Annotated in this window: 10 protein-coding genes; 6 read left to right on the forward strand and 4 right to left on the reverse strand. The window is 69.7% G+C overall.

The window, feature by feature from the left end; genetic code table 11:
- The first annotated feature begins 63 nt into the window (after positions 1-63).
- The 4 genes from glgX to ACUZ2Y_RS05835 all read left to right on the forward strand — a co-directional run bounded on the left by glgX (position 64) and on the right by ACUZ2Y_RS05835 (position 7191).
- Complete coding sequence (gene glgX / locus ACUZ2Y_RS05820; protein ID WP_476327646.1) at positions 64-2238, forward strand: glycogen debranching protein GlgX; 2175 nt, start codon at positions 64-66, stop codon at positions 2236-2238.
- A complete protein-coding gene (gene treY / locus ACUZ2Y_RS05825) occupies positions 2235-4493 on the forward strand; it encodes a malto-oligosyltrehalose synthase (RefSeq protein ID WP_476327648.1) in 2259 nt (752 codons plus the stop codon). Before glgX ends, treY begins: the two co-directional genes overlap by 4 nt.
- Positions 4490-6220, forward strand: coding sequence for a malto-oligosyltrehalose trehalohydrolase (gene treZ, locus ACUZ2Y_RS05830; RefSeq protein ID WP_476327650.1), 1731 nt, complete (start codon positions 4490-4492; stop codon positions 6218-6220). Before treY ends, treZ begins: the two co-directional genes overlap by 4 nt.
- A gap of 350 nt (positions 6221-6570) precedes the next feature.
- Positions 6571-7191 (forward strand): antibiotic biosynthesis monooxygenase, encoded by a 621-nt coding sequence (locus tag ACUZ2Y_RS05835; RefSeq protein WP_476327652.1) that lies wholly within the window; start codon positions 6571-6573, stop codon positions 7189-7191.
- 2 nt (positions 7192-7193) lie between these two features.
- On the opposite strand, the gene ACUZ2Y_RS05840 is transcribed toward ACUZ2Y_RS05835, so the two are convergent.
- Both ACUZ2Y_RS05840 and ACUZ2Y_RS05845 read right to left on the reverse strand, forming a co-directional pair.
- The gene (locus ACUZ2Y_RS05840; RefSeq protein WP_476327654.1) at positions 7194-7673 is read right to left on the reverse strand and encodes an immunity 26/phosphotriesterase HocA family protein; all 480 of its coding nucleotides are present in this window, start codon (positions 7671-7673) and stop codon (positions 7194-7196) included.
- The gene (locus ACUZ2Y_RS05845; protein WP_476327656.1) at positions 7673-16174 is read right to left on the reverse strand and encodes a SpvB/TcaC N-terminal domain-containing protein; all 8502 of its coding nucleotides are present in this window, start codon (positions 16172-16174) and stop codon (positions 7673-7675) included. The genes ACUZ2Y_RS05840 and ACUZ2Y_RS05845 overlap by 1 nt, the downstream gene beginning before the upstream one ends.
- Positions 16175-16463: 289 nt before the next feature.
- On the opposite strand from ACUZ2Y_RS05845, the gene ACUZ2Y_RS05850 reads away from it, so the two are divergent.
- Together ACUZ2Y_RS05850 and ACUZ2Y_RS05855 are read left to right on the forward strand one after the other, a co-directional pair.
- The gene (locus ACUZ2Y_RS05850) at positions 16464-17048 is read left to right on the forward strand and encodes a dihydrofolate reductase family protein (RefSeq protein WP_476327658.1); all 585 of its coding nucleotides are present in this window, start codon (positions 16464-16466) and stop codon (positions 17046-17048) included.
- Positions 17045-17455, forward strand: coding sequence for a VOC family protein (locus tag ACUZ2Y_RS05855; protein ID WP_476327660.1), 411 nt, complete (start codon positions 17045-17047; stop codon positions 17453-17455). The genes ACUZ2Y_RS05850 and ACUZ2Y_RS05855 overlap by 4 nt, the downstream gene beginning before the upstream one ends.
- A 49-nt stretch (positions 17456-17504) precedes the next feature.
- On the opposite strand, the gene ACUZ2Y_RS05860 is transcribed toward ACUZ2Y_RS05855, so the two are convergent.
- Both ACUZ2Y_RS05860 and ACUZ2Y_RS05865 read right to left on the reverse strand, forming a co-directional pair.
- Complete coding sequence (locus ACUZ2Y_RS05860) at positions 17505-18662, reverse strand: acyl-CoA dehydrogenase family protein (RefSeq protein WP_476327662.1); 1158 nt, start codon at positions 18660-18662, stop codon at positions 17505-17507.
- A gap of 29 nt (positions 18663-18691) precedes the next feature.
- A complete protein-coding gene (locus ACUZ2Y_RS05865; RefSeq protein WP_476327664.1) occupies positions 18692-19711 on the reverse strand; it encodes an NADP-dependent oxidoreductase in 1020 nt (339 codons plus the stop codon).
- Positions 19712-19788: the final 77 nt, after the last annotated feature.

Genomic DNA, 19788 nt, shown 5'->3' on the forward strand with positions numbered 1-19788 from the left:
CTGTCGACGACTGTCGACCCCGTGAACGACTCGAAAAGCGACTGTCACCACCAAGGAGTGCGCGTGCAGGTCTGGCCAGGTTCCCGTTACCCGCTCGGCGCCACTTATGACGGCGCGGGCACCAACTTCGCGCTGTTCTCCGAGGTGGCCGACCGGGTCGAGCTGTGCTTGTTCGACGCCGCTGGAGCCGAGACCAGGATCGCGCTGCCGGAGGTCGACGGCTTCGTCTGGCACGGCTACCTGCCCGGCATCGGCCCAGGCCAGGAGTACGGCTTCCGGGTGCACGGCCCATACGACCCACCCAACGGGCTGCGCTGCAACCCGAACAAACTGCTGCTCGATCCCTACGCCAAGGCGGTCGCGGGCGCCGTCGACTGGGACCAGTCGGTGTTCGGCTACCCCTTCGGCGACCCGGACGCGCGCAACGACGCCGACTCCGCGGCGCACACGTTCCGCGGTGTCGTGGTCAACCCGTTCTTCGACTGGGCCAACGACCGCGCGCCGAACACGCCGTACAACGAGTCGGTCATCTACGAGGCGCACGTGCGCGGGCTGACCATGCTGCACCCGGAGATCCCCGAGGAGATGCGCGGCACCTACTCGGCGCTGGGCCACCCGGTGATGATCGACTACCTGACCGGCCTCGGCGTCACCGCGGTCGAGCTGATGCCGGTGCACGAGTTCCTGCACGACCACGGGCTCACCGAGCGGGGCCTGCGCAACTACTGGGGCTACAACACGATCGCCTACCTCGCCCCGCACGACGGATACGCCTCACCCATGGGTCGGGCGGGCAACCAGGTCCAGGAGTTCAAGGCGATGGTCCGCGCGCTGCACGAAGCCGGGATCGAAGTGATCCTCGACGTGGTCTACAACCACACCGCCGAGGGCAACCACCTCGGGCCCACCCTGTCGCTGCGCGGCATCGACAACGAGACGTACTACCGACTCGTCGACGACGACCGCCGGTACTACATGGACTACACCGGCACCGGCAACTCGCTCAACGTGCGCCCGTCACACACCCTGCAGCTGATCATGGACTCGCTGCGCTACTGGGTCACCGAGATGCGGGTCGACGGGTTCCGCTTCGACCTCGCCGCCACCCTGGCCCGCGAGTTCTACGACGTCGACCGGCTGGCCACGTTCTTCGACCTCGTGCAGCAGGACCCGGTGATCAGCCAGGTCAAGCTGATCGCCGAACCGTGGGATGTCGGACCCGGTGGCTACCAGGTGGGCAACTTCCCTCCACTGTGGACCGAGTGGAACGGCATGTACCGCGACACCGTGCGCGACTTCTGGCGCGGCGAGCCCGCGACGCTCGGCGAGTTCGCCTCGCGCATCACCGGCTCGTCGGACCTGTACCAGGACGACGGCCGCAGGCCCTACGCGTCGATCAATTTCGTCACCGCGCACGACGGCTTCACCCTCAACGACCTGGTGTCCTACAACGACAAGCACAACGCGGCCAACGGCGAGGGCAACCGCGACGGCGCCGACGACAACCGGTCCTGGAACTGCGGAGCCGAAGGTCCGACCGAGGACGAGAAGGTCAACGACCTGCGCGCCCGGCAGCGCCGCAACCTGCTGGCCACACTGCTGTTGTCGCAGGGCACGCCGATGCTGCTGCACGGCGACGAGTTCGGCCGCACCCAGCAGGGCAACAACAACGGCTACTGCCAGGACAACGAGCTGTCCTGGGTCGACTGGTCCCTGCTCGACCAGAACACCGACCTCCTCGACTTCACCAAGGCGGTCATCGAGCTGCGGCGCCACCACCCCGTGTTCCGGCGGCGGCGGTTCTTCGCGGGCAGGCCGATCCGCAAGGGCGACGAGCTGCGCGACATCGCGTGGTTCACCCCGTCGGCCGACGAGATGTCCGAGCAGGACTGGGAATCCGGGTTCGGCCGCTCGATCATGGCATTCCTCAACGGCGACGCCATCGGCGACCTCGACCGTCGCGGCGAGCGGGTCCACGACGACTCGTTCCTGCTGTGCTTCAACGCCCACGACGACGACATCGAGATGACCGTGCCCGACGCGAGCTACGGGACCGAGTGGAGCGTCGTGCTCGACACCGCGAGCGGCGAGGTGTTCAGGGAGTCCGGCGAAGGGGTCGTCGTCGGCGTGATCGCGGGCGACCGGCCCGCCATCGCTCGGACGTTCGGCGCGGGCGAGGGGCTCAACGTCAAAGCCCGGTCGCTGCTCGTGCTGCAGCGCACGGAGGTCGGGCCGTGATCCCCACGTCCACTTACCGGGTGCAGGTGCGGCCCGGTTTCGACCTCGACGCCACCGCCGAGCTGGTCCCCTACCTGGAGCGCCTCGGCGTCGGCGCCGTCTACACGTCGCCGCTGCTGGCCGCCGCGCCCGGCTCCACCCACGGCTACGACGTGGTCGACCCGACCATGGCCAACCCCGAACTGGGCGGGGAACCCGCCCGCCTGCGGCTGGTGTCCGCCGCCCGCGCCGCCCGCCTGGGGATCGTGCTGGACCTGGTGCCCAACCACATGTCCGTCGAGGTGCCCGCGGCCAACCCCTGGTGGTGGGACGTTCTCCAGCACGGGCCTCAGTCCCCGTACGCGAGCTGGTTCGACATCGATTTCGCCGCGGGCCCGATCATGCTGCCCGTACTCGGTGACGACGCCGCCCTCGAACTGCGGGACGGTCGGCTGACCTACCACGAGCACGAGTTCCCGATCGCGCCCGGAACGGCGGCAGGCAGCGCGGCCGAGGTGCACGAGCGGCAGCACTACCGGCTGGTGGACTGGCGGCGCGGCAACGCGGAACTGACCTACCGCCGGTTCTTCGACGTGACCTCGCTGGCCGCGGTCCGGGTCGAGCTGCCCGAGGTGTTCGACGGGACCCACGCCGAAGTGCTGCGCTGGGTGGCCGCGGGTGAGGTCGACGGACTGCGTATCGACCACCCCGACGGCCTGGCCGATCCTGGCGGCTATCTGCGGACGCTGCGGGCTCGCGCGGACTGCTGGCTGGTCGTGGAGAAGATCCTCGCGGCGGGCGAGTCGCTGCCCGCGTCGTGGCCGGTCCACGGCACGACCGGCTACGACACCCTGCGCGAGGTGTGCGGGGTGTTCGTCGACGCCGCGGGTGCGGAGCCACTCACCGAACTCGCCGCGAAGTTCGGCGGGATCGACTTCCACGCCGAGGAGGAGCGCTGCCGCAGGCTGATCACGTCCCGGTCGCTGGTGGCCGAGATGCGCCGCATCGCCGCGCTCGCCCCAGGTGTGCCCGCCGACGCGGTCGCGGAGCTGATGGTGGCGTTCCCGGTGTACCGCTCGTACCTGCCGGAGGGCTCCGGGCACTGGACGGCGGCCGTCGAGCGGGCGCGGGCGGCCCGGCCGGACCTGGCGTCGGCGATCGACGTCCTGGACCGAACCGTGCGGGCCGATCCCGGCGGGGAACTGGCGACGAGGATTCAGCAGACGTCCGGCATGGTCGTGGCCAAAGGCGACGAGGACACCGCGTTCTACCGCTACCCGCGGCTCACCGGGCTCAACGAGGTCGGCGGCACGCCGGACCGCTTCGGCGTCTCCCCCGCCGAGTTCCACGCGGGCGCGGCGGCCCGCGAGGCCGGGTGGCCTGCCGGGATGACGACCCTGTCGACCCACGACACCAAGCGCTCGGAGGACGTGCGCGCCCGCCTCGCCGTGCTGGCGGAGATCCCGGGCGAGTTCGCCGAAGCGGTGCACCGGTGGTCCGCGCGGTGCGGGCTGGCCGAGCCGACCCTGGAACTGGTGGCGTGGCAGTCGCTGGTGGGCGCGTGGCCGATCGCGCCGGAGCGGCTGTCGGCGTACCTGGACAAGGCGGCGAAGGAGGCGAAGGTCCGCACGTCGTGGGTGGAGCACGACGACGAGTTCGAGGCGGCGGTACGGGCCTGGCCCGCCACCGTGGAAGCCGAGCTGGGGCCCGAGGTGGCCGAGTTCGTCGAGCGGATCCGGCTGCCGGGGTGGTCCAACGCGCTTGGGCAGAAACTGGTCCAGCTCGCCGGACCGGGTGTGCCGGACGTGTACCAGGGCACCGAGTTGTTCGATCTGTCCCTTGTGGACCCGGATAACCGGCGGCCGGTCGACTTCGCCGCCCGCACCCGGCTGCTGGAGCGGCTGGAGTCCGGCTGGCTGCCTCCGGTCGACGACACGGGGGCGGCGAAGCTGCATGTGGTCCGCACGGTCCTGCGGTTGCGGCGGTCGAAGCCCGAGCTGTTCAGCGGTTACCGGCCGCTCCACGCCGACGGTCCGGCCGCCGCCCACGCGCTGGCGTTCACCCGCCGCTCCGACCTCGTCGCGGTGGCAACCAGGCTGCCGGTGACCCTGGCCCGCGACGGCGGCTGGCGCGACACCGTGCTCGCCCTCCCGGCCGGTCGCGGACCGTGGACCGACGTGCTGACCGGCCGCGAGCTCGCTGATTCCGTTGTGCCGCTGGAAGATCTCCTGTCCACCTACCCGGTTGCCCTACTGCACCGAGAGGACGTGCGGTGACCCGCTCCGACGAACACTTCTCCGTGTGGGCGCCACACCGTGACCAGGTCCGGCTCGCCCTCGGCCCCAACACCCACGAGATGGTCCGCGACGACCGCGGCTGGTGGCACGCCGACGTGCCCGGCACCGGCGACGGCACCGACTACGCCTTCCTCCTCGACGACGAGGACACGCCGCTGCCGGATCCGCGGTCGCTGTGGCAGCCCGCGGGCGTGCACGGCCCGTCCCGGCGGTACTCGCATGAGGCGTTCACCTGGACCGATGAGCGGTGGGCGGGCAGGCCGCTGGCGGGCGGGGTCGTCTACGAGTTGCACATCGGCACCTTCACCGAGCAGGGCACCTTCAACGCGGCGCTGGAGCACCTGGACCACCTGGTCGACCTCGGGATCGACTTCGTCGAGGTGCTGCCGGTCAACGCGTTCGACGGCACCGCGGGCTGGGGCTACGACGGTGTCCTGTGGGGCGCGGTCCACCAGCACTACGGCGGGCCGACGGCGTTCAAGCGGTTCGTCGACGCCTGCCACGCGCGCGGGCTCGGCGTGCTGCTCGACGTCGTCTACAACCACCTCGGCCCCTCGGGGGCCTACCTCGACCGGTTCGGGCCGTACTTCGCCGGGCGCACCATCTGGGGACCCGCCCTGAACCTGGACGGCCCGGACTCCGACGAGGTGCGCCGGTACGTGCTGGATAACGCCGTGGGCTGGCTGCGCGACTTCCACCTCGACGGGCTGCGCTTGGACGCGGTGCACGCGCTGGTCGACAAGGGCGCCACCCACCTGCTGGAGGAACTCGCCGGCGAGGTCGACGCGCTCGCCGCCGGGCTGCGCAGGCCACTGCACCTGATCGCGGAGTCCGACCTCAACGACGCGAAGCTCGTCACCTCCCGCGACGCGGGCGGCTACGGGTTGGAAGCCCAGTGGTGCGACGACCTGCACCACGCCCTGCACGTCGCGCTGACCGGCGAGACCGACGGCTACTACACCGACTTCGGCGCACCAGGTGCGTTGGCGGCGACTTTGCGGCAGGCGTTCTTCCACGCAGGCACGTGGTCGTCATTCCGCGGCCGAACCCACGGCAGGCCGATCGACCCGCGGCGCACGTCCGGCCACCGGTTCCTCTGTTACCTGCAGAACCACGACCAGATCGGCAACCGCGCCCAGGGCGACCGGATGACCGCCACCATCTCCCACGACCGCATGCTGTGCGGCGCGGCCATCGTGCTGTGCTCGCCGTACACCCCGATGATCTTCATGGGCGAGGAGTGGGCCGCCACCTCGCCGTGGCAGTTCTTCGCCTCCTTCGAAGACCCGGACCTGTCCGCCGCCGTCCGCGACGGCCGCCGCAAGGAGTTCGCCGAACACGGCTGGGGCGAACAAGACGTCCCGGACCCGATGGACGTGGCCACGGTGATCCGCTCCGCGCTGCCGTGGGGCGAACTGCACGACCCGGCCCACAAGTCGGTCTATGACACCTACCGTGCCCTGATCGCGCTGCGCCGGGCCCACCCGGAACTCGCCGACCCACGACTCGACCGCTTCCGCGTCGACACCCACGGCGACTGCCTGACCCTGCACCGCGGCGACCGGCGGGTGGTGGTCAACCTGGGCACAGCGGAGGCGGAAGTCGTCTTGGACCGCCAACCGGGCCCGGTCCTGCTGTCGAGCGGCGACCCCGAGGTGACCGGCGCCCACCTCCGCGTCCCACCGGAGTCGTTCACGATCCTCTGACCGGCACCCCACCGCTCTCTCCCTTCATGGCGCTTTTGGTCACCTGCCCCTCTCCCCCCTTCATGGCGCTTGGTCACCCCGCCTAAGCCCGCCCCTCCTCCGTCCTGGCGTTTGGTCCATCCCGACTAACCGCGCGCCTCGGTGCCCATCAGGTCTACCGGATATCTTGATAGTCGATAGCTGATAGCGATAAGGAGCAAGAATCGTCACCGCGAGGCGAAACGAGTTCGCGTTTCTCTTCAAGGCGCTGGGCTGACCGGGCTTCGAATTGCCGGATCGGGGATGGCGGACGACAGTGGACGCCGACCGGTGGCGCCATCGGGGCGCTGCCCCGGCCGGAAGGAACGACCGTGTTCGCACGATCCACCACAGTCCAGGGCCACCCGGAGAACATCGACGCCGGCATCGCCAACATCCGTGACCAGGTCATGCCCACGCTGCGCGACATGGAGGGCTTCGTCGGCATCTCCCTGCTGGCCGACCGACAATCCGGTCGCTGCATCGCGACCACGGCGTGGGAGACCGAGGAGGCGATGCGCTCCAGCGAGCCGAAGCTCCGCCAGCTGCGTGAGCAGGCCGCCGAGGTCCTCGGTGCCCGCCCCCAGGTCGACGAGTGGGAGATCGCCGTCCTGCACCGCGACCACACCTCACAGCCGGGCGCGTGCGTCCGCGCCACCTGGATGCGGTTCGAGGCCGACCAGGCCGACCGGGCCATCCAGACCTACAAGATGACCGCCCTGCCCGCCATGGAGGAGTTCGACGGGTTCTGCAGCGCCAGCCTCCTCATGGACCGGGAGTCCGGCATCGCGGTCTCCTCAGTCACCTACGACAGCCCCGAGGCCATGGAACGCGCCCGCACCCAGGCGGACACGCTCCGCACGGCGAGCGCCGAGGAAGCCGGGGTCGACATCCTCGACGTCGTCGAGTTCGAGCTGGCGCTGGCCCACCTGCGGGTGCCCGAGATGGCCTGAGGTCAAGGAACGCGGGCCACACCCAGCGCGTCGCTGATCATGTCGTCGAGGGTGCGGAAGCTGTGCAGGGCGTAGTCGCCGACCGGTTCGACCGGGCCGGGCAACTGGTGCCCGGACTCGTCGAAGTGCGTGCCGCGGGCGGCGCTGAGGAAGCAGTGCTGAGCCAGCTCCTCCCCCGGCCCGGTGGGCAGGTTCGCGATGACCTCGAAGTACCCGCGCGACCACGGCAGCTTGTTCGTCATGACCGGCGGGATGAGCAGCCGGTCGGGCGAGAGCTCCGCGCGGTCGGGCACGTCCATGGTGTCCGACCGCACGCGGTAGACGTAGATCAGCACGCACCCGGTCATCGGGCCGATCTCCGCGTCGGTCCGGATGACCCGGCCGAAGCCGTACCGCCCGTCCGGCATCCGCAAGGCGAACACGTCGCCGGGTTTGAGCGCCTTGCGGGACGGCTTGAGCACGCTCAGGTTGGTCTCGGCCATCAGAGCCCGTTCGCCTTGAGCCACGCGTTGCCCCAGGCGACCGCGTCCTTGTAGTACGCGTGCGTCGGGCTGATGCTGTGCTTGATGTTCTGCAACGCGCCTCCCTCAGGGACTGCTCTGCCGTAGCGGACGATCAGCGCTTCCTCCACGGCCCTGGCCTGGCCGCGGGTCAGCGGGTTCTTCGTGATCGCCTCGATCGCGAACCGGGCGCCGTGCTCACCCTGCCTGCGCGCGATCGAGTTGGTGATTCCCGCGTAGACGACCTTACCGGCGTCGGTCCCGAAGTAGACGTGCGTGGAGTTCGCGCCGCCTTGCAGTGCCTTGGGCAAGGCGGGCATCACCTGACTGCTCACCGCGGCGGCTGTCCTGGTCGCGCCGGCTATCCGGGATGTCGCGATCGCCGCCCCGCCGCCGCCGACCAACCCGAGGCCGCCGTCAATCATGTCGGCCGTCTGCTTGCTGACCCCGGCGGCCTGGATGAGCTTGCTGGTGCCGGAACTCTCGTCCTCACCGGTCCACAGCTGCTTCCAGCCGGTGACCGCCGTGTCCGCGCCATGCACGGCGACCAGCGCTCCGGCCACCGCGCCGACACCGGTCACGCCGGTGGTCGTGGCCAAGGTGACGCCCGCGGCCGTCTCCAGGCCGCCGCCGACGAGCTTCACCGCGCCCATCACCCGGTTCCAGGTGCTGCGCCCGTCCGGGTCGGTCATCCGGATCGGGTTGGCGTTGCCGTAGGTGTAGAGGGCGAGGTTGAACGGCTGGTACACGCCGCGGTTGGGGGAACCGTCGAGGTAGTCGCCGAGGATCGGGTCCGGGCTCTGCCAGAGGTTGGTCCTCGGGTTGTAGTACCTGGCCCCGTAGTAGTAGAGCCCGGTCTCCTCGTCGAGCTCCTTCGAGCCGTATTGGAAGGGCACCGGGGTGGGCTGGGCCGGGTGCTCGTTGACCCAGGTCTCACCGAAGGCGAAGTACTCGTTGTGCTCGGTCAGGTTCGCGAACTCGTCGGTGACGTAGCCCGACGAGCCGAGGTGGTCGGCGTGGAAGTAGAAGATGTGGTTCTCGAAGGAGGTGTCCGGCTTGACCGTCTTGGTCGCCAGCCGGACGTCGCCGACGAAGACGTGCTTGAACCCGGTTCCGTTGCGCTCGCTGAAGTTCTGGTTCGGGTAGATGTGCTGCGGACCGGCGATCTTGACGACTCGGGTGCCGTCGGCGTCGTAGTGGTAGCGGACGGTCGCGGGCTGCTGCGGGCTGGTGCAGACGCTGGGGTCCTGGGCGATCGTGCTGTTGCGGTTGTGGTCCTGGTTGCAGGCCAGCCGGTTCTCCTCGTCCCACACCATTTGCCTGCGCTTGCCCGGGGCGGGCGGCAGCGTGTTGACGGTGTCGACGAGGTTGCCGTTGGCGTCGTAGGTCTGGTTGACCGGGCCGATCTTGCTCGGCGCGTGTGGCTTGGCGCCGGTGTAGGCGTAGGTGTAGTCGTAGCTGGTCTGCCGCTGCGGCTGGACCGTCGTGCCACCCTGCTGGGTGGTGGTCAGCGACTGCTGCTCCTCGACGGTGAGCGGCGAGTCCTCGTCGGGTTCCTCGATGACCCCGAGCGGCGGGTTGGTCGCGGTCTCCTCCTCGACGGTGACCGGCGCGATGGGGTCGTCGGCGACGACCACCGGCTCCGACTGCTCCGAAGACGGCTGGTAGGCGACCGTGGCGAACTCGGTCTCCATCGAGTTCACGACGATCTCGTGCCGCTGGGTCTTGCTGACGGTGTTGTGGATGGAGTCGTAGCGCAGGCTCAGGTCGTAGCGGTCGAGCTTGTTGTCCTTGTCGCGGTACTCGCCGTTCGCCGACGTCACCCGGTACAGGTCGTCGTAGCCGTAGGTCTGCGTGCTCGGCCCGCCGATCGGCTTGCCGTGCGGCAGCGCGACGTCGTTGCGCAGCTGCTTGATGTTGCCGACGTTGTCGTAGGTGTAGCTGATGTTCTGGAACTCGTGCCCGTCGGGCAGCCGCGCCTTGAGCGTGGCGAGCTGGCGGTCGGCGGCGTCGTAGGCGTAGGTGGTGCGCACGCCCGTGCCGGTCTCCATCAGCACGCGCTGGGCGAACTTGTCGTAGTCCATCCGGGCGAGGTAGGTGTAGTCGAACTCGCCCTTGACGCCGGTCGCGCGGTTGACCTGGCCGCCGGAGTCGTACTCATAGGTGAGCAGTTCGCCGTCCGGGTAGTTCAGCTTCAGCACCCGGTTGAACGAGTCGTAGGTGTAGCCGGTGCTGTAGCTGCGCGCGGGCCCGTTGAGGATGGACTCGGGCACGGTCCTGGTCTCGCGGGTCAGCTCGCCGAGCGGGCCGTACGCGCGGGCGACCTCACCGGCACCGTCACGCACATGGGTGATCCGGTCCGCGGCGTTGTTCGGCGCGCCGGGGGCGCCATAGGTGTAGGTGACGTTGTTGCCGGAGAAGGTCGGGTAGCGGACCCCGGCCAGCCTGGTGAACCGGTAGTCGTATTCGATCACCTTGTTCGCCGCGCGCAGCTTCGAGGTGATCTTCGCGGTCACGTTGCCCGCGAGGTCGTACCGCGACTCCGCGCGACCCGAGTCCGGGCTGTCGACGATGGTGCGGCGGCCGAAGTTGTCGTAGACCGACGACGTGGTGTTGTTCTTGTCGTCGACCACCGCGGTGAGCTGGCCGAGCGCGTCGAAGCCGTAGCTGGTCCAGATCACCGGCTGCCCGCCCGCCGGGTTGAACTCCTTGACCGCCGTGGTCAGCGTGCGCACGTCCTGGTAGGTCCGCCGCTGCTTGCCGTTGCCGTCGGTGGCCACGGTCTCGAAGCGCGTCGCCCCGGAGCGGTCCGCACCGAACCCGTAGGCCTGCAGGGAGGTGCTGCCGTCCGGGATCACCGTCTTCTTGACCCGGTCGAGCACGTCGAAGTCGGTCTTGGTCGGCGGCACCGAGTCGACCGTGCCGTTGAAGGTGAGGTTGTTGTCGCCCTTGGGTTCGGTGACCGGGTAGTACTGCTCGACCGTGCGGCCGACGAAGTCGAACTTCGCCCGCCCGGACACCGTCATCACCGGCTGCGGGTCAGCGCCGGGGGCCGGGGCGACGGTGGCGTCCTTCTTGGTCTGCAGCGGCCGCTTGAGACCGTCGGCGAACTGCACCGTGTCGATGGTGTCGGCCCGGACGCCGGTCGCGGTGCGGTCGACGTGGCGGGTCACCGCGTATGGCACCGCCGCCTCGGGGTGGTACTCGAAGTCGATCGTGAACCGGTTCTCCGGCAGCTCGTACGGCCCGGTGATCGAGTCGGTCCGGCCGACACTGTCGTAGGCGGTTCTCAGCTGCTGGTTGTTCTTGTCGGTGACGCTGTCCGGCAGGCCGTACTTGAGGTTGTGCGTCGAGGTGGAGCGGTAGCCGAAGCTGTCCATAATGGACTCGATGTGCACGCCCACAACGGTGTCGTAGCCGTAGTCGGTGCGGTAGCGCTCCCCGTTCTTGTTCGCGGGCTCGGTCACCGACCTCAGGTTGCCGTCGGGGAAATACTCCATGTCGGTCACGGCCGCCGCGCCGTCGGCGAGGAACTCCTTGACCTGCACCACGTCCGCCGTCACGCAATCCACTGTGGACTGGCGCTTGCGCAGAACCGTGTCCCCGGTCTCGGTCACCGAGTTCGCGACGCCGACGATGTTGCGGTCGCGGCAGGCCGGGATCGAGGCGGAATACCCGAGCCTGGTCTCCAGATCGTCGGCCGCGCCCACGTCGGCGGTGTCGAACGAGCGGGTGAGGTTGCCGTACTCGTCGTACGACATCTCCGTCGTCGTGGTCTTGCCCGGCGTCGCCTGGCCTTCGTAGAACTTGCGCTCGGTCTTGGTCAGCTGGGGGAACACCGTCGCCGTGGTGCTGTCCGGCGCGGCGGCGGCGCCGGTGGCGACGTCGCGCAGCTGGTAGGTGTTCAGCGACTCGGCGAACAGCCTGCCCGCGGCGTCCGCGGTCGCGGTGCGCGCGAGGAGCCCGCGGGTGTAGTAGCTGTCGACCCGGTACTCGTCGGTCTTCGTGCGGTACACGGCCGCGGCGTGGTCGCGCTGCTCGGTGACCACCTTGCCGTAGCCGAGGAACTCCCGCTCCAGCCGGTCGTGCTTGCCGTTCTCGTAGCCGAAGGTCGACAGCTGCACGTCGTGGCCGTCGCCAGGGTGGCCGTCATTGACCGCGGTGCGGGTGAGCACCCACCGCGACTCCGGGGAGTCGTAGGTGTTGCCGCTGCGGGCGTAGTCGAGGTCGATGCGCGCGCCCAGCGGACGGCCCACCGACTTGAGCAGGTTGGTGCGGCCGGTCTTGTTCTCCGCGACGACCAGCTCGTTGTCCTTCGTCGACCGGACGTGGTCGACGTAGCCGTCGCCGTTGACGTCGCGCAGCGCCTGCTCGGTGCGGCCGATGCCGGTGGAGACGTCAGCGCCGGGGTTGAACACGATGCAGCCGAAGATGAAGCAGAACCCGAAGGTGAAGTACACACCGCCGCCGAGGGAGGCGTTCTTGTCGGTGTTCACCCCCGCGTGGCTGCCGCGGAACGGCGTGGGCGCGGCGAACCCGGTGCCGGTGTTGATCGCCACGCCGACCGGCTGACCGTCGTGGGCGAAGACGCGGTCCATGAGACCGTCGCCGTTCATGTCCATCAGGGTCGCGTCGGTCTTGCTTGAGCCGGTGGACGCGGAGACGCCGCCCGCGAAGCCGTAGTAGTCGGTGTTGAAGCCAAGGTTGACGCCCGCGTTGCGGGTGTCGCCGGTGTTCACCGGGCCGCCCGGCCACGGCTCGCGCCCGGCGAACGAGTAGCCGAGGTTCAGCGCGGCGTCGCCGTTCTCGAACACCCGGTCCGGCAGGGCGTCGCCATTGATATCGATCAGGTCGTAGGCGGTGTCGGAGTCGCCGCCGCCGAGGTTGCCGCCGATGCCCAGCGCGGGCATCTCCACACCGGACTTGGCGGTGTTGGCGTTGGTGCCGCCGGTCGGCACGTCCTGGCCGCGACCGGAGGACGAGGTCCGCGCGGGGCTGCCCGCGTTGCCGGAGACGCTGTAGGCCAAGGACTCGGACTCGCGGACGGTGCCGCCGACGCTGCCGCGGGTGCCGCCCAGGCCGCCGGTCATGTCGGAGTACTGCACGCCCGCCGAACCCACCACGTCGGGGAAGCGGTCGCCGTTGAGGTCGAGGAAGTCGACCTCGCCGGTGGAGCGGCCCTTGGCGAGACTGCCGCCGAGCGGGCCGACGCCGAGGGTGGTCGAGATCTGCTTGGTCTTGCCGCGGCGCGGAACCGCGGTGGCACCCGCGAAGTCGGCGTCGCGCAGCACGTCGATCACGTCGAGGCCCAGCCGGGAGCTGGACGCGCCCGCCGCGGCGACCCAGGTGTTCTCGTCCGCGCCCGCCCAGCGGCCCAGCGCGGGCATCGGGGCGAACACCACGATTTTCGGCGCGGTCACCTTGGGGTCGGCGGTGAAGCCGGGCAGGTCGGCCTCGGTCGGGCCGTCCGGGAGCTGGTCGCGGTAGTTCTCGTCGATGACCAGCTCGCTCTGCGCGATCGGGCTGGTGGCCCGGGCGCGGTTGCCCTGGTAGCCGATGGCGGCCCAGCCGCGGTAGGGCTGCGCGAACGCACCCTGCTCCGCGGAGGTGTGCAGCGCGCTCGGCGCGGCGGCGAAGTTCGTGCCGTCAGCGCTGACCGTGACCGACTGGCCGGTCAGCTTCGCGAGCAGCGTGGTGTCCAGGCTGGAGAAGTCGAAGAACAGGGCGTCGCCCGCGGTCACCTGGACCGACAGCGCGGCCAGGGTGGGCACTTGGCCGTCGACGATGTCGATGACCCGCTTGGCCAGCAGGGCGCCGCGCTTCTTGACGGTGAAGACGACCTTCGCGTCCGGCGTCTGGCCGGCGAAGTCGAAGCCCAGTGCGGGCTGGACGGTCAGCTGTCCGGTCGCGGTCGCGGTGAAGTGGCCCTGCGGCGCGGTCAGCGTGGTCGCGGGGTACATGTCGAGGTCGTACGGGGCGCTGATGACGATCGCCGGGTCGCCATTGGCGTCGACGACCGAGTCGACGCCGTCGGCGGCGGTGTAGTGCGCGCGCGGCACCCACGTCAGGGTCCCGGCGTCGACCGGTGAGTCGGCCTTGAGCCGCCAGGACAGCTTGTCGTTGACGGTGACCGGGATGTCGAGGTCGATCGCCGCGGTGCCGCCGGCGGCGGCGGACAGGGTCCGGGTGACCACATCGGCGCCGTTGCGGCTGATCACGACGGTGACGTCGTCGGAGGTCGGGCCGGACTTCACCGCGTCGCCGGACAGGTGCAGGGTGCCGGTCAGCGGGGCGGTGACCACCGAGGGCCGCCCGCCCAGGGTGAAGTCACGTGAAGCCAGGTAGCGGTTATTGTCCAGGCCGTTGACGTCGGTGGACGCGACCATGCCGACGTAGGAGATGTCCGGGTCCCAGGCCACCTGGTCGTAGTTGCCGTCCAAAATGGACTGGACGCGGAAGTAGATCGCGTCGCCGCGCTGGACCTGGATCGCGTTCACACCGGTCGGTTCGAACTCGATGTGGTCCTGCGGGCCGATGCGCTGCGACCAGAGCTCGGTGTCCTTGTGCTGGATCGCCACCCGGACGCCGTCGGCGGCGCGGTACTCGGCTCGCTCGGGGCTGGTGTCCTGGACCAGCCGCACCCGGCCGTCGACCTGAACCGTGCCGTCGTAGGGCGCGACCCAGCGCCGGACGCCGTCGAGCAGCGGCGCGGCGTCGACCTGGCGTTCGAACTCGGCGGTCTGGTCGCCGACGATCGAGCCGGACGTGGTGCCCGCGCCCACCGGCACCGGTGTGTCGTGGCTGTTCGAGCTGTAGGCCGGGTTCCCGTTCGCGTCGAGGTGTCCGAAGAGGACACCGCCGTTGTTGACGAGGTCGGTGATGCCGTCGCCGTTGACGTCGGCGAAGTAGCGGTCGGCGGTGGTCGTGGTGGAGACGTAGTCGAGCTGCGCGGCCACCCCGAAGTAGGACTCGATGCCGACCGTGGTCGACCGGTTCTTCTCCTTGCCGATGCCCGGCAGGTTGCTCAGCCGGATCGGGGTGTCGCCGAAGCGGGTCTGGCCGGTGGGACCGGAGAGGTTGGGGCGGTAGAAGATGCCACCGCCGTTGCGGAAGACCTTGTCCGGCAGGTTGTCGCCGTTGACGTCGGCCAGGGCGAGCAGGCCCTCCGACGAGCCCGCGTTGTAGCCGACCTTGAGGCCCGCCGAGTTCGATTTGCTGGGCGAGGTGGGGTTGTAGCCGACGTAGAGGTGGCCGCCCGCGCTCTTGGACGTGTTCGACGACAGGGCGCCCGCCTCGCCGTCGCGGACATTCGCGCCGAGGCCGTCGTCCGGGACGTTCCAGCCGGTGGCGCCGGTGAACGCGTCGTAGGCGCCCGCCTGGTCACGGATGTCGTCGAAGTAGTCGAACGTGTGGGTGTTGAAGACGCGGTTGTCCTCGCCGAACTGGGACACCGACTGCAGCAGCGACTTGTGGAAGGCACCGGTGCGGTAGTTCAGCTCGTAGGCGCGGACGAGTTGGTCGTCCAGCCGCACCTCGACCCGGCGCAGCAGGTCCGCGGTCACCCGCTTGAACCCGAGGCGCGCGTCGATGCCCACGTCGGCACGGCGCGGTTCGCCGCGTTCGCGGTCGCGGTCGAAGGTGACCGAATAGCGGCCCTCGGTGTTGCCGCGGCCGGTGTAGGTGATCTTCTCCAGGTACAGGTCGCGGCCGGGCACCGACGCGCCGGCCACGCCGCCGTCCTCGACGGTGACGTGGTGGTAACGCATCAGGTTGTCGTGCGCGTCGCGCACCTCGCGCAGCGCCCAAGTGGCGATGTTGCCGTTGCCGTCGGCCAGTCGGGTGTCGGCCGCGGTGCCGAAGATCATGCGGGTCCCGGCCTTGTCGGTGACCTCCCACCAGTAGTTCGTGGGGTTGTCGCCATGGCGGACGATGCGGCTGAACTGCCCCTCGACCCTGGTGTGGAACACCTTCTCAGCCGTCCGCGCGACCAGTTCGGACCGGTGCGCGACCGGGGTGAGCTGGTCGCCGTTGAGCAGGTAGGTCTCGGTCTCCAGGCCCGCGTGGTAGCGGGGGACGCCCCACCGGGTGTCGATGGCGATCTTCGGGACGGAGACGTCCCACCCGGTGCCGAGCCAGCCGTTGCCCGCGCTGGAGCTGTACTGCAGACCCAGCTGTGGCGCGACACCGGCGCGGCCGGGCGGCACCTGCAGCGGGTAGACCAGTCGCGCGTCACCCATGTTCGACGCGCCCGGAGCGTTGACGAGGTTGATCCCCGCGCCCGGGTCCCCCGCCTTGATGTCCTTGATCTGGTTGGGGTTGAAGCTCGCCCCCTCCGGATGCTCCGGCGCCTCGACCGCCGTGCTGCCGGTGGCGGGTCGCGGGGTCAGCCGCTGCCCGCCCGGCACGATGCCCAGGACGAGCAACGCGAAGATCACCAACAGCGTCATGCTGCGGCGGCTCACTGACAGGCGCTTGGCGGCCACGGGACGACCCCTCTCGGATGGATCAACCGGGGAAGGTTTCGCCGTGGGTGAAGTCCTTGTTACCTCAGGAAGCCGGAAATGCCTGCCTGTTTGTGTTTCGCGGATAAATACGGCCGAATGGTCCTACGGCGGCCCGGCAGCGGGCTCAGGGTGTGCGGCTGACCAGCCGATCAAGTCGCGAAGGCCGGTGACCGAAGGCCCGATGCCCGTCCGACGCGTGTGGTCGCACAGCCGCCGAGGATCTGGAAGGATCGCGTTCCGATTGTATTGACCAGTGCTTGGGGGCACGATGAGCAATCCGATTCGGCTGTACATGTCGATGTCGCTCGACGGCTACATCACCGGCCCGGACGACCGGCCGGGCCAGGAACTCGGGCGTGCCGGCGGGCGGCTGTTCAACTGGCTCGACGACCGGGAGTCCGACGGCCCGAGCGGGCAGGTCTACCGCGAAGCGATGTCCACCGGCGCGGTGATCTCCGGGCGCCGCACTTTCGAGCTCGCCGGGCGCTGGCAGGGCGACCACCACGACGGGGTGCCGATCTATGTGCTCACCCACCGCGGCGACGACGGGGACGTGGTCTCGGACAACACCCACTTCGTCACCGACGTCGAGGAGTGCGCCCGCGAGGCGCGCGCCGCCGCCGGGGACCGTCCGGTGATGGTCCACGGCGCGGGCGCGGCGCAGGCGCTGCTCCGCGCCGGGCTGATGGACGAGATGGAGATCCACCTGGTCCAGGTCCTCCTCGGGGAGGGCCGAAGGCTGTTCGACCACCTCGGCGGTGATCACATCGAACTCGACCTCGTCCGCAGGCTCGATGACCGAGACGTCACGCACCTGCGCTACCGCGTGCGTCGGCCCGGGGAGGCCGCGTGAAGACGATCCTCGTCGCGTATCGCGTCACCGACCTGGACCGCTCGCTCGACTTCTACCGCGCCCTGGGCTACGTCGAGCTGGGCAGAGTCCCCGCAGGCGACAACTGCCTCGTGCTTCTCAAATTTCCCGACGAACCGTGGGCCACGCTCGAACTGGTCCACCGTCCCGGCGACGGACCCGTCGTGGTGGGCAGCGGCTTCGACCACCTGGCGATCCAGGTGGGCACGCTGGCCGACACCATGGAGGCGCTGACCGCGGCGGGCCTGGACCCGGAACCCGTCCAGTATCCAGGCGGTCCCGACGGCCCGAGGACGTCGTGGCTCACCGACCCGGACGGCTATCGGGTCGAATTGGTGCAGTGGCCGCCCGGACATCCCGACGGCACCACCGCGGCCGACTCCGCCTGAGACGTCACGGAAATCGGGGCGGTGGGGCCTTACCCCACCGCCCCGGTTGTCAAAGACCCATGTCCTTGGCGATGATCGTCTTCATCACCTCGCTGGTGCCGCCGAAGATCCGGTTGACCCGGTTGTCCGCGTACAGCCTGGTGATCGGGTACTCGTTGATGTACCCGTACCCGCCGTGCAGCTGCAGGCACCGGTCGATCACCCGGCTCGCCGCCTCGGTGGCGAAGAGCTTGACCGACGCCGCGTCGGCCGCGGTGAGGTCGCCGTCGTCGTGGGCTTCCAGCGCCCGGTCGACGACCGCTTCGAGGGCGTCGACCTCGGACTTGCAGGCGGCCAGTTCGAACTTGGTGTTCTGGAAGGCGGCGACCGGCTTGCCGAAGACCTCCCGCTGCGTGACGTAGTCCTGGGCGAACCGCACCGCGGCCTTGGCTTGAGCGTAGGCGGCGAAGGCGATGCTGAGCCGCTCCCGGGGCAGGTTCTGGCCGAGGTAGGAGAAGCCCTGGTTCTCCTCGCCCAGCAGGTCTTCCACCGGGACCCGCACGTCGGTGAAGGACAGTTCCGCGGTGTCGGAGACCCGCAGGCCGAGCTTGTCGAGCTTGCGGCCGACCGCGTAGCCCTCGGACTTCGTGTCGACCACCAGCAGCGAGATGCCGAATCGGCGGTCCTGCTCCGCGGGCGGCGCGGTTCGGGCGCACACGATGACGCGGTCGGCGTGCACGCCGCCGGTGATGAACGTCTTGGCCCCGTTGAGGATGTAGTGCGTGCCGGCCGCGGAGAGCTTGGCGGTGGTGCGCATGCCCGCGAGGTCCGAGCCGGTGCCGGGCTCGGTCATGGCGATGGCGAACATCGCCTCGCCCGAGACGAAGTCGGGCAGCCAGCGGCGCTTCTGCTCCTCGGTGCCGTAGGCCAGCAGGTACGGCAGGCACAGCGCGACGTGCACGCTGCTGCCGCCGAAGCTCACCCCGGCCCGGGTGAGTTCCTCGGTGATGACGGCCTCGTACTTGAAGGACTCCTCACCCGCCCCGCCGAACTCCTCGGGCACCTCGATGCCGAAGACGCCCAGCGCGCCGAGCTTGAGGTACAGGTCGCGCGGGACGAGGCCGGCGGCGAGCCACTCGTCGTAGCCGGGGACGACCTCGGCCTCGATGAAGGCCCGGACAGTCTGCCGGAATGCCTCGTGGTCTTCGGTGAAAACGGTGCGGCGCATGGGTTTTCCTTAAAGTCTCGGGACGTTGTTCAGTCGGCCAGGCGCAGGATGAGCTTGCCCGTGTTCTCGCCGCCGAACAGCTTGTTCAGCGTCGCGGGGAAGGCGTCGACACCACCGTCGACGATGTCCTCGCGGGCGACGAGCTTGCCCTCGGCGATCCAGCCCGCGAGTTCCTTGGCGGCTTCGCGGAAGCGGTTCGCGTAGTCGAACACCACGAACCCCTCCATCCGGGCGCGCGCGACCAGCAGCTGCATGTAATTCTGCGGGCCGCGCACCGACTCGGTCGCGTTGTACTGGGAGATCGCGCCGCAGATGACCACCCGGGCGCCGCGGGCCAGCCGGGCCAACACGGTGTCGAGCATCTCGCCGCCGACGTTGTCGAAGTACACATCGACACCCTTGGGCGCGTGCTCCTTCAGGGCCGCCTTCAGATCGTCGGACTTGTAGTCGATCGCCGCGTCGAAGCCGAGTTCGTCGACCAGCCAGCGGCACTTCTCGGCGCCGCCGGCGATGCCGATCACCTTGCAGCCCTTGAGTTTCGCGATCTGGCCGACCAGCGATCCGGTCGCGCCGGCGGCGCCGGAGACGACGACCACGTCGCCCTCCTTGGGCGCACCGACGTCGAGGAGTCCGAAGTAGGCGGTCATGCCGGACATGCCCAGCGCGCCGAGCCAGCGGGCGGGCGGGGCGACATCGAGGTCGACCGGCAGCAGGTCGTCGCCGCGCAGGACGGCGTACTCCTGCACGCCCACGGCACCGGAGGCGTAGTCGCCTTCGGCGAAACGCGGGTCACCCGAGGCGACGACGCGACCGACGCCTGCCGCGCGCATGACCTCGCCGATGCCCACCGGCGGGATGTAGGAGCGGACGTCGTTCATCCAGCCGCGCATCGCGGGGTCCAGCGACAGGCACAGGGTCTGAACCAGCACCTCGCCGTCGCCGGGCGTCCCCGCGGGCTCCTCCGTGAGCTGCCATGAGGTGTCGTCGGGCAGCCCGACCGGGCGCGCGGCGAGACGGATCTGACGGTTGGCCATTGGCACTGTCGGCACTGAGATCTCCCTGAATCGCTGGTCAGACCCGGTGGACGGTTCCTGCGCCGACTCGCCGGGAGTAATTTCAGACATCT

The organism is Actinokineospora sp. UV203, from assembly GCF_056323665.1.

What these genes read in the sequence shown, in the direction of transcription:
- ACUZ2Y_RS05840 (WP_476327654.1), bottom strand. Translation starts at nt 7,673, where the DNA reads ATGGCCGAGACCAACCTGAGCGTGCTCAAGCCGTCCCGCAAGGCGCTC.
- ACUZ2Y_RS05860 (WP_476327662.1), bottom strand. Translation starts at nt 18,662, where the DNA reads ATGCGCCGCACCGTTTTCACCGAAGACCACGAGGCATTCCGGCAGACT.
- ACUZ2Y_RS05850 (WP_476327658.1), top strand. Translation starts at nt 16,464, where the DNA reads ATGAGCAATCCGATTCGGCTGTACATGTCGATGTCGCTCGACGGCTAC.